Below are 13,546 nucleotides of genomic sequence, written 5' to 3'. Positions count from 1 at the left end.
GGTGATGTTTGTGCACAAATTCAGGATGGGTCTAAAGTCATGCCCTTGACGCCGGTTTTCCGGCCTGAAAATTGAATGGTCATTTATCAGACACGCCACTAAAGTGGCATTCGGTCTGTAGAGTAGGACACTCGGTCAGCCTCCTTTCGCACGGTGAGTCAACGATTGACCCATAACGCTATCCAGCGCCTTTTGCTCAAACGTTTTGCCCTTGCGGCCGGCACCTACGCCCTGGCTCTACTGCTGCTGTGGCTGGCGTTTTTCACCGGTCATTACGATGAACCCCTGGCGAATGTCGCCGTCGGCAGCGCCCTGGTGGTCATCAGTCAGGCGGCACTGTTCGCGGTGTTCTACAGCGGTTGCAACCTGCGGTTTTCCGACCCCAGCCTGACTGAAGCACAAGTGTTGCTGGGGCTGGGCTGGCAAACCTGGCTGATCGCCAATCTGGATGAGGCCCGTGGCGCGTTCCTGGTGTTCTACGTGCTGATTCTGTTGTTCGGGCTGTTTCACCTGTCGCGTCGGGCCTTTTTGCGGTGCGCGTTGCTGGTATTTTTCAGTTTCAGCGCGATCACGCTGTGGGAGGGTTACCACTTCCAGTTGGCCGATCCGGCGCTGGCGGCATTGCAGGTGTGCGTGCTGTTTATCGTGCTGGTCTGGCTGGAGCTTTACGCCCGTTACGTCCAGGCCTCACGCCTGCGGATGCGGCAGCGCCGATTTGCCTTACAGGCGCATCAGGACACCCTGCGCGGAATGATGCGCCAGCTCGAAGACCTGGTGGCCACCGACGAATTGACCGGGCTGTTCAATCGCCGGCATTTCCTGCGCCTGGCCTCCCGCGAGCTCAACGCCATGGAACCCGGCGTGCTGCATGGCCTGGCGCTGATCGACCTCGATCACTTCAAACGCATCAACGACATGCACGGCCATGCTGCTGGCGATCAAGTGCTGCAAGCCTTCGCCGGTGTGGCCAGCGCCTGCCTGCGCGAGGGCGATGTACTGGCCCGTTATGGCGGCGAAGAGTTCGTGGTGTTGCTGCCCGATTGCAGCGGCGAACGCCTGACCTCCTGCTGCGAACGGCTGCGCATTGCCTTCACCGATGTCGAGTTGATCGGCCTGAAGGTCGGCAATCTCAGTCTGTCGGCGGGCATGACGCTGCTGGAGCCGGGCGACGATCTCGACGATGCCTTGCAACGTGCCGATCAGGCGCTCTATCGCGCCAAACGCGACGGCCGCAATCGTTGCGCGGCGGCGTGGGAGAACGTCGATGCCTGAGTTGCGGGTCGGCGATCGCCAATGGTCGGTGGCAGTGGGCAGCAACCTGCTCGACGCGTTGAATCAAAACGGCGTGTCCGTTCCCTACAGTTGCCGCGCCGGCAGTTGCCATGCGTGCCTGGTGCAATGCATGCAAGGATTGCCGAGTGATAGCCGTCCCGATGCCTTGAGCGCAGAACAGCGTCAGCAAGGCTGGCGCCTGGCGTGCCAGTGTCAGGTGGTCGAGGATTTGCAGGTGCATGCCTTCGACCCGCTACAGGACGGCAGCCCGGCCGAGGTCGCCGCCGTCGATTGGTTGAGCAGCAGCGTGTTGCGTTTGCGCCTGACCCCTCAGCGTCCGTTGCGCTACAGCGCCGGGCAGCATCTGGTGTTGTGGGCCGGAAACGTGGCGCGGCCATATTCCCTGGCCAGCCTGCCGGGAGAAGACCGCTTTCTGGAGTTTCACCTTGATTGTCGCCAGCCCGGTGCATTCAGTGATGCTGCGCGTCAGTTGCAGATCGGCGACTCGCTGCGTCTCGGCGAACTGCGTGGCGGCGCGCTGCATTACGACGCCGACTGGCACACCCGACCGTTGTGGCTGATGGCCGCCGGCACCGGGCTGGGTCCGTTGTTCGGCGTTTTGCGCGAAGCCCTGCGTCAGGATCACCAGGGAGTCATCCGCGTCATTCACCTGGCCCATGATGCCGATGAGCATTATCTGGCCAAACCCCTGCAAGCCATGGCCGCCAGCCGCCCGAACCTCAGCATCGAGCTGTGGACACCGACCGAGTTGCCCGCGGCTTTGGCGCAACTGCGGCTTGTTTCCCGGCAAACCCTGGCCTTACTCTGCGGGTCCCCCGACAGCGTCGATGCCTTTGCCCGGCGCCTGTACCTGGCGGGACTGCCGCGCAATCAACTGCTGGCCGACGTCTTCCTGCCCCGCGGTTGAGCGCTGACTTTCAGACGCGAGACCGACCATGACCGATGCCATCCAGATTGAACGCGAACGCGGCCTGCTGACCCTGCGCCTCAATCGCCCCGACAAGAAAAACGCCCTGACCCGGGCGATGTACAGCCACTTGGCCGAGGCGTTGAAAAAGGCTGACACCGACCCCGAAATCAACGCCGTGTTGATCACCGGCAGCGCCGAGTGCTTCACCGCTGGCAACGACATCGCCGACTTCATTCAACAACCGCCGAGCAACCTCGACAGCCCGGTGTTCCACTTCATGCTCAACCTGCTTGAATGCCGCAAACCGGTAATCGCTGCCGTGGCTGGCGCCGCCGTGGGAATCGGCACGACACTGCTGCTGCATTGCGATCTGGTGTATGTCGCCCGCGATGCGCGATTGCGCATGCCCTTCGTCAACCTCGGACTCTGCCCGGAGTTTGGTTCCAGCCTGCTTTTACCTCGATTGCTCGGGCATGCCAAAGCGGCGCAATTGTTGTTGCTCGGTGAAGGTTTCAGCGGTGAACAAGCGGCCGATTGGGGCATTGCGACCGAAGCGCTGGGCAGTGGCGAAGCGGCATTGGCCAAGGCGCGGGAGATGGCGTTGCGGTTTGAGTCCCTGCCACCGGAAGCGGTGCGCATCAGCAAGCAATTGATGAAAGCACCTGACCGCGAGCAACTGCGCAAAGTGATAGAAGAAGAGGGCGCGTTGTTCACCCAGCGGTTGCGCTCGCCGGAAGCGATAGCGGCGTTGTCGGGGTTTATCAACAGGCATTGAATTTGCGGTGCCTGATCTGGCCTCATCGCTGGCAAGCCAGCTCCTACAGGGTTATCACCGCTCTTGTAGGAGCTGGCTTGCCAGCGATGGGGTCCGCGAAAACAACACATCTTCCGGATCAGAAACCAAAAAGCCCCGCCATTCATATGGCGGGGCTTTCTTTTTTCAGCAACCGATCACTCAGACGATCGGATCGCCAGCTTGCAGGATCTTCATGCTGTTGCTGCCACCGATGGTGTGGTGTTCAGGAAGCGGGCGATGAGCGCTGCGTAGCTGACGCCGCCGCCCCAATCGCCTAGCACCAGCACATTCCCGTCTTTTTGTAAGGTCATAGTATTAGCGATCGTGTAATGATTTTCGAATCGGGTTGAGCTCCAGCCTTTTCCGCGGCCAAAATCGGTATCCAATTTGCCGTTAATCAGGTAGCGCACCACCACGAACTCGGGGGTGTTGTCTTCTTGCCAAAACCTGCCTGATGCAATGATTTTTCCATCAACCAGTCCAACACCAAAAAACATCACCCCTTCTCCGAGGGATTGAAGCAGCACCTTTGCGTTATTGAATGTGGATTCAAACTCACCGTTTTCGGTGAGGCAGGCCAGTACGCCATGGCGTGGAGTCAACCCCCAACCTGCAACAAGAACACTTCTATCGGAGTACGGGGAGAGCCTTTCGAACGCGACGCCAAGGTTGTCGAATACTTTGAAACCCTTGTCTGCAAAGATCTGGTCGAAAGAGCCATCCTCATTCACACGAGCCACCATGCCATGACCTGCCAGTGTTCCGCACACGGTGATTTTTCCGTTGCGCACCAGAATGTCGCTGATGGTGCTGTTGCCCCAGTGTTGATTGGTCACGGCGACATAGCCACTCTTGTTGAAGCCGGTATCATACGAGCCATCAGGGTTGAGCCGGATCAGTAACGCGACCCTGGCAATCCAGATCGGCATGTACATTTCCATGACCACATAGATTTTCCCCTCATCCACCGCGCAAGGCCCCGAGGCGCCGCTGCTGGTTGTCGTCAGCGGTGTAGAGCCCAGACCAAGGCTCTCGGAAAGGTTGGCGGGCAGTTTGACCGTTAGCAGACCTTTCACACCGAAGCGTTCATCCACACGCCCGTCGAGATGAAGGCGAGCAAGTACAACCTCGCCTTTTTTCGTATCGATACCGGACAGCAGGATTCTTGTTTCACCCCCGACCGTCACAAACAGGATTTGCCGCAGATGGGTGTCCTGCATAGGGCCAAAACGTACGATTACGTACCCTTTGTTGCCAAAATCGACGTTCGGAGTGCCATCTTTGTGCAGGCAGGCAATACCTAACTTGTGAATGATGTCATCGCCGTCTGCATCGACGGCGCCGCCGACATAGATGTTGCCGTCGGGGCCTTCGACAATACATTCGCCTGAAGTATCTCGGGCATCGAGGAAACGTAGAATCTTCTTACCGTCTTTATCGTCGCCAAATGTCGGGTCGAGATCACCGTCGGCGCGAGCGGTCAGGGCTGTGTACTGGCTCATCGTTCTATTCCTTTATTTGGAGTTTCCGGAGTGAGTTATCCATAGAGAACTGCCAATGACAGGCCGCAACAGCCAAGCGTGAGAAAACCTTGATGACAGCGATAGCAGGTGGACGGAGTCGATTAAAGGGGCTGAACGCAGGGGCGTCTACTGTCAGATATGACAGGTAGGAAGCGGTAAATCATCTATCAGACTGCTTTTAAACAAAAAAAAAGCTCCGCAGCGTTAACTGCGGAGCTTTTGCGTTTCAGCGGTCTGAAACTCAGACCATCGGATCGCCAACGTGCAGGATTTTCATCCCGTTGGTGCCGCCGGTGGTGTGGTAGCTGTCGCCCTTGGTCAGGATGACCCAGTCGCCTTTTTCCACTACGCCACGCTTGACCAGTTCGTCGATTGCCGCCTGGCTGACTTCGTTTGGAGCCAGCGAAGCCGGGTCGAACGGAATGGTGTACACACCACGGAACATTGCGGCACGCGCCTGGGCTTCGCGGTGTGGGGTGAACGCGTAGATCGGCACCGAGGAACGGATGCGCGACATGATCAGCGGGGTGTAGCCGCTTTCGGTCAACGCGATGATGGCCTTCACGCCCGGGAAGTGGTTGGCGGTGTACATGGTCGCCAAGGCAATGCTCTCGTCACAGCGCTGGAACTCTTTGCCGATGCGGTGGCTGGAGGTCTTGCTGGTCGGGTGCTTTTCAGCGCCGACGCAAATGCGCGCCATCGCTTGCACCGCTTCCAGCGGGTACAGACCGGCAGCACTTTCGGCCGAGAGCATCACGGCGTCGGTGTAGTCGAGCACGGCGTTGGCTACGTCGGACACTTCTGCACGGGTCGGCATCGGGTTCTGGATCATCGACTCCATCATCTGGGTCGCCACGATCACAGCCTTGTTGTGGCGGCGTGCATGCAGAATGATTTTCTTCTGGATGCCCACCAGCTCGGCATCGCCGATTTCCACGCCCAGGTCACCACGGGCCACCATCACGGCGTCGGACGCATTGATCAGGCCATCGAGGGTTTCGTCGTCGGCCACGGCTTCGGCGCGTTCGATCTTCGCTACCAGCCAGGCAGTACCGCCGGCCTCGTCGCGCAGCTTACGGGCGTATTCCATGTCGGCGGCATCGCGCGGGAAGGACACGGCGAGGTAGTCGACTTCCATCTCGGCAGCGAGCTTGATGTCGGCCTTGTCTTTCTCGGTCAGGGCTGGAGCGGTCAAGCCGCCGCCGCGACGATTGATGCCTTTATGGTCGGACAGCGGGCCGCCGATGGTCACGGTGCAGTTCAGTTCGGTGGCGGTGGCGGTATCGACACGCATCACCACGCGGCCGTCGTCGAGCAACAGCTCGTCGCCCACGCCGCAGTCTTTGACCAGGTCCGGGTAGTCGATGCCGACCACTTGCTGGTTGCCTTCGGTCAGAGGATGGCTGGTGGAGAAGGTGAATTGATCACCGATCTTCAGCTCGATCTTCTTGTTGGCGAATTTGGCGATACGGATTTTCGGGCCTTGCAGGTCACCCAGCAGGGCAACGAAGCGGCCATGCTTGGCAGCGAGGTCACGCACCAGCTTCGCACGAGCCTTGTGCTCGTCGGGGGTGCCGTGGGAGAAGTTCAGGCGGGCGACGTCCAGGCCAGCCAGAATCAGCTGTTCGAGAACTTCCGGCGAGTTACTGGCCGGGCCAAGGGTAGCGACGATTTTGGTACGACGGACGGACATGCAAAGACTCCTGAGTTCAAGCGCTGAGTGAGGCTACTATGCTCTTGGGGTGTAGTCATTGTTCGTTTGCACTACTTATTCGTTTTTATCTTTAAATGAACATTCCTGAAGATTTTCGCCCACGGGTCGATACAGAGCTCAAGACAGGAGAACCCCCATGCGATTCGTGCTCATAGCCGCCCTTGCCCTCAGTGTCGTGGGCTGCACCCGTTTTTCGATGAACCATCATTTGAATAATGCCTACAGCGCTTATGACCGTGGCAATTGCGAGCAAGTGACGCTCGAACTGTCCAAAGTCGAACGCGCCAGCCGCGCGCGGCCTTATGTGTGGCCGGAAGTGTCGATGCTGCGCGGTTTGTGCCTGGAACGGCAGAAAATGTTCGTGGATGCGGCGCAAACCTACCAGTTCATTCAGGCGTCGTACCCGCAAAGCGAGTACGCCTACCGCGCCCGCGCCCGGCTGGAAACCTTGCAGTCGCTGGGTCACTACCCGCTGCGCAGTGCGGCGGCGGTGCGGCCTACACGGTTCTGATTGCAGCGGTCATTCAACCACTGGCCCAGCGCCGGTGGTGAGCTATAGTCGAATAAACCGGTTTAGAGCCTTGTTTCTAAATCGACGTAACACCTGTGATCGGCAGGCGTAGGCGGCAGCGGTTCCATGGACTGCCGCACCGGGATCAGGGAGAGCGCGCTCATTGCCTGGCCCTTGTGATAACGGCAGGCAGGCCCGTTCCGAAGCATTAGTGCGGCCCTGCTTAAGGGCCTTGCGTAGCGAAATCAGCATGTTCACTGACCGCCGGATCGAGCGGCATCAACTGCCGTATTTTCTGAAAGTGTTCAACAGTGTCACCGACAAACCGATTGGTTTCCTGGGCAACGTCTCTGAAGACGGGCTGATGCTCATCAGTCAGTTACCGATGATGATCGGCGCCGATTTTGATCTGCGCCTGAAAATCCCCATGGCCGATGGCTGCCAGCAGGTCATCGACCTCAAGGCCTGCTGCCTGTGGTGCCACGAAGACGCAACCCCCCACCACTATGACGCCGGGTTCAGCCTGCAATGGGCACCGCCGGAGTTTGGGCAATTGGTGGAGGCGTTGAAGCAGTACTTCAGTTTTCAGCCGTTGCCGGCGTCTGCGTGAAATCTGCGGTGCATTTGTGATCGCTTTCGCGAGCAGGCCTGGCGCATCCCGAACTCGGAGACTTTAAGCCGCGCTGTCGTCGAGGCTGTCGGCCAGATGGAACAGAGAAGGGAATTTTGGGAACAAAAGTTTTACTGGCGAGTGGGTCTTACGGATCGGTGAACATTGCTGATCATTGATCAAAACCGACAGGCGGTAGCTATTTTTTGGGGTGTCGAGTAACTACCTGTTATTTCTGACAGTAGCCAGACGCTTTAGTAAGGAGGCTAAATAGCAACAACAATGGTGCGCTGCATTTGTTCCCGGAGCACCGCATGCAAAAAGGAGAAACCCATGGTAACCCCTCGCGTCATGCCACCTAAAGAATTCAACTCCGCGGAACCGTATCCCTACCCGCCCGATTCATTACCTCAACCAAATACGTTTGTAGCCAATCCGCTTAGATTTAGTGGGAAATCTTATTTTTATGGGGCTCCGAATGCAACTGCCGGAGCAATAGTCCATTACGAAGATGAACGACAACACGTCGTCGGCTTAGTCGATTCGCCTTATGATATTTCGTTACCAGTAGATCCAGGTCCTACGCGGATATATTTAGGTTTTAATTGGGCTGAAGGCAATAAAGGGGAAAAAGCGGAATTTATTTTCGATATATATGTTTTGACCCCTCCCTCCTAGTTCTACTCCCGCAAACTTTTCTTTCAGATATCTGCGGGTCAATTGAATCTCCATAAACATTGTTTTGCGGAGTAGCCCGTAAGGAATTTTATTGCGCGTCGAGTTAGCAATACCGTTCGTCATGACTGTCAGTTTTAACAGGTAGAAGTCGTGGTGCACGCAGCGTAAAAAATAACTAAAGACGACAACAGATTTGCCTTTCGCATTCCGTTCCTCCCAGCCTCGCTCGCAGGAGAAGTTCAATGAGTAATAACGATTCCAACCCTGCCCTCGAGCAGCTTTTCGAATTGACGCCAGGCGTACTAGACGCATCAGTCACGGAAAACCTTGGGCGCTTCATTGATAACGGCGGCTCGGTTTACACGATGCTGAAGATGGGGCGTCAACGCGTGGTGGAGACGTTCGGGCTGCACAGCCAGGACGCACAAGCGTTGCTGGACAAAGCCACGGTCCTGGCGGTGCATACCGCGCGCGAGTTTCGTGAACAACGCCTGGTGAGGCCAGGGCCTCCCAATCCGTTGCATCGGACCGGCATCAGGGCGCGGGTGGAGGGGCCTACTTTCGAGGATTTGTTCGATCCAGACTGGGAAGGCGCAAGCCCTTCACAGAGCCCGGATTCGAGTATTTCCCCGGCGGCGTATTTTTTGCGCCTGGTAGTGTTGGCTCGGGATCTTGAAGAACGAGCCAAGGGCGGTCCAGGGTTGATAACTTTCGAAACCCGGCGCCCCGATCTTGTCAAACTCATCATTGACACGACGAGCATGTTCCAAATCAAAGCGACCGTGACCCTGGTCAGTGAAGTGCTGGAAAGCATCATCAAAACGTTCCTCCCGTCGGCAGCGCTGACCGACCGAGTGGTCGATGACCACTTGCTGGAAACGCGATTTCCATTTCGCACCATGCCGTTCGAGTGGTATTTCGAACAATGGAAGCAGGTGTTGGAGGCGAACAAACTGTCGTTGGGGGAGGTCGTGCGGACCATCGATGAGTCAGGCCCCTACTTCAAGCAACCAGGTGCTCGTGGTGACTTTTCCGATATTGCGCTTCATCAATCCTGCAACATCGGGCCACAAGGGCAACGATTGTTGACCGAGAATTTTCTTCCATCCAACAGTCAATGGGCTGAGTTCTACAAAGACAACTTTGGATCGACGGAGGCGAACCTGAAGGACTCGGTGCATTTCTGTGCCAAGACCTCAATTGATGCAGAAGCGCTGACCTCATTGTTGTCGATTGAAGGTTACGCACCGAAGCGTTCCAGCAATGTGGCGGAGCCGCAATCGGAGGAGCCAGAGGAGCCAGAGGAGCCAGAGGAGCCAGAGGAGCCAGAGGAGCCAGAGGAGCCGCAGCTGTCCAAAGTGTTCGGTTCGACCTACATCAATTATGGCTCCGAGGATGCGATGGACCTGTCGGAACCGGCGACGGGCACAACTCGCAAACTCACCAACACCACCCACAACCGGTTTGAGCGGATGAACCGGATTCTTCGTCTCAGCCGCTGGCTGAAGTTGCCGGTGGACCAGTGCGATCGGCTAATCATGGCCGCGTTCAACGCAGAACTGCGGGGTGACATCCGTGACCCGGAGGCCCGCAAAGCCGCGCTGGCAACCAAACCTTCCCGGATCACCGCCAATACCCTGCGGGCCATCGGCCTGTTTCAAGAGTTTCGCCTGCGGTTCAAATGCTCAGTCGAGCAATTTGCTGCGTTGATGGATGAGATTTGCCCTTACTTCCGTGGGGAAGAACTTTCACAGTTCGACCGCATCTTCAATGCCCAGGCATTGTTCGATACACCGTTGAGGGTGGACAACGGTTACTTCGCGATCGAAGCACAAACCCGCGCCGACAAGCGCACCGTCGACCAGATTTGCACCAGCCTGGGTATCAATCAGGAAACCTGGCGCTACCTCGCACGCTTCGTGGCCAAGAGCTACAACCTGAGGGACGAACTGCAACGCAGCCTGCCAATACTCTCTTCCTTGTATCGCCTGGTGTTGCTGGCTTCTTTCCTGCGCATCAGCGCCATAGAACTGGCGGCATTGCTGGAGGCCTTCAGCGAGAAAAACGGCAGCGAATTGCTGCAACGGGTTCTCGGCGAATCCGTTTTGCTGGTCAGCGGCACTAGCGGCGTTGGCGACGTGCTGAACGTGATGCAAGCGGCGAAATCCTGCGTCCAGTGGGCGCAGGAACACGACTTGAGCGTGCTTTGGCTGGTGCAGAAGGTGGCGCCCGTGATTGCACCTCCTTTGGCCACTGAAGCAGAAGTCACGCTGCTGCAGGAAGTCCACAAGCGACTGCACCCGGTGCGATTCTCCGAGGACGCGCTTCGGGCAGCGGGCGTACCCCAGAGCAATGACTTCAAGCAGGCGGGCTGGATGTTGTTGCTTGATAATGTCGTTGACCTTAATGGCCTGGTGTTAGGGAAAGAAGGCGATGAGGAGGACTACGAGCGGGTAGCTCGCGGAGAAATTCAATCGGCTGTCGAGTTGGCAAACCTGTCATCCGGTGATGTCGAACGGGTTCGCAACGTGATTCTGGCATTGCTGCTGCAGGCCAGGGATGCGCAGCGGGCGGTGGTGCAGGAAAGCTTGTCGGTGTATTTGAGCATTTCTCAAGACTTGGCACTGCCGTTGCTCAGGTGGGTCGATACGAACGGTGTTTACCTGCTGTTGTTGGAGACTGCGCGGGCGCTGGACGCCGTCACATCCGGTACGGAGAAGGTCAAGGTCGGTGATGATGTGCTCAGCTTGCTGGCACACCTGGTGCGGCGCGCTGAAGTCGTTCAACAACTGGGGTTGAGCTCCGCCACGCTGGTGGCCCTGACCCTGCGAGAGAACTGGGAATGGTTTGGTCTCAAGCATCCAAAAGAACTCACGCTCAGCACATTGTATTACCTGACCCTGTTTCAGCGGGTGGTGGCGGATACCGGGCAGCCTGCCGAAAAACTCCTGCATTACCTGGAGTTGGTCAACGGGCTTCCGGAAAACCTGACACCTGAGGATGTACGTCTGATTCGTGATTCTGCGGCAAGCTTGCTGGCAGACGTGGTGCAGTGGGGCGTCAGGGAGGTGCTTGAATGCATTCTTTATCTGAAGCCGAATCCAAAGATCCCGGTGATTCGCGACATGACGTCCCTTGATACGCTGCTGCGTATCCGTGCGCTGGCGGTAAGGACCGGGTTGGATGCCAAGGCCCTCATCGGGCTGGGTGCGCTCACGCCGGACAGCGACAAGCACGCCTGCCGAAGCGCAGCAGAACATGTGCTGGAAAAATTGTCCGAGTCAGCCATTCAAGGGCAGGCGCAGTTGATCGGTGAAGTGGGTCAGAGCGTGACCCACGAAATCAGGTGCATCAACGACACCCTGATCGCCAATGTGAATGGTCAATACGCCATGATCGAACTGACACTGCGTGATCTCACCAACCAGGTCGTGCCGAACGTCACGGTGAGCTGGAGCAGTGATCGTCCCGGGCTACTCGCCCGTACGTCGATCACCGACTATGAGGGGCGTGCGGTGGTTCGCTTCAAACCAGAGAAGTCGACGTGGATGGGGGCCGTGCAAGTCAAAGCCACTTATGGCCTGGCTCAAGTGGTGTATGCGCCGAAAATCCTTATTGATTGCGATGAGGCGACGCTGAACTTCGAGGTCAAGGATCTCGATCCCAAGCAAGAGTTCTTGGCGGGCGGACAGGCGTATTTCGCAGTGGCTGTTCGTCTCGTGGATAAACCTGAAAACCCAGGTGTGGGTCGTACCGTGACATTTTCCGGTCGGGGGGTCGTGGCTGACCCTTGGTCGGTACGCACGGATGAAGAGGGTTATGCCCGCACCAGAATCACCAGTATCGAACCTATTGAGAAGGCAAGCGTAGTGGCCAGTTACAGCAACAAGGACCCGCTTGTCATCAATAGCATTACCTTTGTCGACCAGCCGTCTATCAAACTGTTGGAGGCGGTTTCGATGGCGGTTGCCGGGCAGCCGCTGGTGATTTATTGCCATGTGATTGGCCTTGGCAAACTTCCGTCGGTCGGTGTGGAGGTCGAGTTTTCTGGGACCGATATTGTCCCCGTTAAAATTGCTACCAACGAAAACGGCATCGCTGAATTCACGGTAAGCACGCCGCAAGCAGGAAATCACTCCTTCACCGCCAAGGTGACAATGGGTCAACAGCAACTCGACGTTTACGTGGCCAGCAATGTGTTCATTCACGGCGAGTCCCTGGACTATATATTCCCCGTAGCGGGTGCACCCACCTCCTTGTGGGTCGAAACCCGGGAGGACAAGCACAACCAGGCGAAAGTGGTTGCCAGATGCCCGATCTGGTGGACAGTGACCAAAAAAACCAAGCCGGAACTGGTACCGATTTCCTATCCGACGGACGCATTGGGGCGTTCGACTTTCCCTTACGAGTTTGAGGAGGCGGGTGAGTATGTGGTGACGGCAGTAAACCGAAGTACTCCGGAGGATAAACGCACCTTCAACATTACAGTCGTCCCGGCTATCGAGTGGGTATACAAACTGACGGACGTCACGACGGCGACCGTCATCCGGCAAGTGACCGCCCGGGAGCGATTGGAATTTATCCGGGGCCATCGCTATACGCTCAAAATCGACATGCCGGATTCGGTCGACCTTTCAGACGCGCGGGCAATGCTGGCCTGGACCGGTGAATTCTCCGCTGCCGGCCTGGGGATGGTGTTCAGTCCGCCGACCGGTGCCTATGTTCTGGTGGGCACCGACGAGAGCCTCAGTTGGGACATCGATTGCAAAGATCTGCGCAACAGCACGTTTGACCTGACGTTCTCTTGCAACCGGATCGACCAGCGCCTTGTGTTGCCTGGCCGTCTGGATGCACCGGCACCGCAACTGTCGTATCCCGTCGATGGCTCGACAGAAGTGGAAGTCCAGCCGCTGCTTCACGGCAAGGGCAGTCCGTCGGCCCAGATTTACATCTTTGAGAACCGGGATGAGAAAGCCCTGCTGGCCCGGACCAGTGTGCGTGACGATGGCACATGGTCGGTGCGGTTGGCCGAGGTGCTGTCCCCAGGGCCGCATGTGTTGACGGTCAAGCAACGGCATATCGATACGACCGAGGCGTGGGCGGCGAATGCTCGCGTAAATGTGTCGGGCACCTTTGTCGACATTCCAAAAGTCCTGAAACCCGCCCCGGACAGCACGGTCAGGGCTGAGTCATGGATTGAAGGTTTGGGCTTGCCGGGCGTTGAAGTGCGTGTAGTGAGGGCTAATAGCCCAGCAACAATTTACGCCAGCGGGATGGTGGACAAAAACGGCCATTGGCGGGTCCAGTTCAAACCGAACCTTGTGCCGGGCAAACATGACTTGGCGGTTGGATTTTTTGTGGATAATGCAGAGCCGAGAAAGTGGACACCCTTCTCGTTGACAGTTATTCCAAAATCTTAACAAGTCGGTAACGACTCTGTTGTTGTAACGTTGATTGAAAGATGTTTGCGAACTATCGAAACGCTGGAAACTGCGGTGCAGTTTTCAGTCC

9 protein-coding genes are annotated in these 13,546 nt (G+C 57.3%); 7 read left to right on the top strand and 2 right to left on the bottom strand.

What is annotated here, in order from left to right; all coding sequences use genetic code 11:
• Positions 1-165: 165 nt before the first annotated feature.
• Genes KGA97_RS04225 through KGA97_RS04215 form a run of 3 tightly spaced genes read left to right on the top strand, consistent with a single transcriptional unit; the run spans position 166 to position 2,978 of the window.
• On the top strand, positions 166-1,272 hold the full coding sequence (locus tag KGA97_RS04225) for a GGDEF domain-containing protein (protein WP_008031716.1): 1,107 nt from the start codon (positions 166-168) through the stop codon (positions 1,270-1,272).
• On the top strand, positions 1,265-2,200 hold the full coding sequence (locus tag KGA97_RS04220) for an iron-sulfur-binding ferredoxin reductase (RefSeq protein ID WP_223480252.1): 936 nt from the start codon (positions 1,265-1,267) through the stop codon (positions 2,198-2,200). Before KGA97_RS04225 ends, KGA97_RS04220 begins: the two co-directional genes overlap by 8 nt.
• A gap of 28 nt (positions 2,201-2,228) precedes the next feature.
• Positions 2,229-2,978, top strand: coding sequence for an enoyl-CoA hydratase-related protein (locus KGA97_RS04215; RefSeq protein WP_223480251.1), 750 nt, complete (start codon positions 2,229-2,231; stop codon positions 2,976-2,978).
• Positions 2,979-3,190: 212 nt separating this feature from the next.
• On the opposite strand, the gene KGA97_RS04210 is transcribed toward KGA97_RS04215, so the two are convergent.
• Both KGA97_RS04210 and pyk read right to left on the bottom strand, forming a co-directional pair.
• On the bottom strand, positions 3,191-4,501 hold the full coding sequence (locus tag KGA97_RS04210) for a delta-60 repeat domain-containing protein (protein ID WP_223480250.1): 1,311 nt from the start codon (positions 4,499-4,501) through the stop codon (positions 3,191-3,193).
• Between the two features lie 262 nt (positions 4,502-4,763).
• Positions 4,764-6,215 carry a pyruvate kinase gene (gene pyk / locus KGA97_RS04205; RefSeq protein WP_008031711.1) on the bottom strand — a complete coding sequence of 484 codons (1,452 nt, stop codon included), beginning with the start codon at positions 6,213-6,215 and terminating at the stop codon, positions 4,764-4,766.
• Positions 6,216-6,372: 157 nt separating this feature from the next.
• On the opposite strand from pyk, the gene KGA97_RS04200 reads away from it, so the two are divergent.
• The 4 genes from KGA97_RS04200 to KGA97_RS04185 all read left to right on the top strand — a co-directional run bounded on the left by KGA97_RS04200 (position 6,373) and on the right by KGA97_RS04185 (position 13,455).
• The gene (locus KGA97_RS04200; RefSeq protein ID WP_008031709.1) at positions 6,373-6,747 is read left to right on the top strand and encodes a tetratricopeptide repeat protein; all 375 of its coding nucleotides are present in this window, start codon (positions 6,373-6,375) and stop codon (positions 6,745-6,747) included.
• Between the two features lie 250 nt (positions 6,748-6,997).
• Positions 6,998-7,357, top strand: coding sequence for a PilZ domain-containing protein (locus tag KGA97_RS04195; RefSeq protein WP_032828936.1), 360 nt, complete (start codon positions 6,998-7,000; stop codon positions 7,355-7,357).
• A gap of 333 nt (positions 7,358-7,690) precedes the next feature.
• Entirely contained in the window at positions 7,691-8,035 is a 345-nt protein-coding gene (locus KGA97_RS04190; RefSeq protein ID WP_008041956.1) for a hypothetical protein, read from the top strand.
• A 242-nt stretch (positions 8,036-8,277) separates the two neighbouring features.
• Positions 8,278-13,455 carry a Tc toxin subunit A gene (locus KGA97_RS04185; RefSeq protein WP_223480249.1) on the top strand — a complete coding sequence of 1,726 codons (5,178 nt, stop codon included), beginning with the start codon at positions 8,278-8,280 and terminating at the stop codon, positions 13,453-13,455.
• The last annotated feature ends 91 nt before the right edge of the window (positions 13,456-13,546 follow it).

It is taken from the genome of Pseudomonas sp. BF-B-15 (genome assembly GCF_019946675.1).
Taxonomy (GTDB): domain Bacteria; phylum Pseudomonadota; class Gammaproteobacteria; order Pseudomonadales; family Pseudomonadaceae; genus Aquipseudomonas; species Aquipseudomonas migulae.
This window is presented reverse-complemented; position numbering and strand designations above follow the sequence as displayed.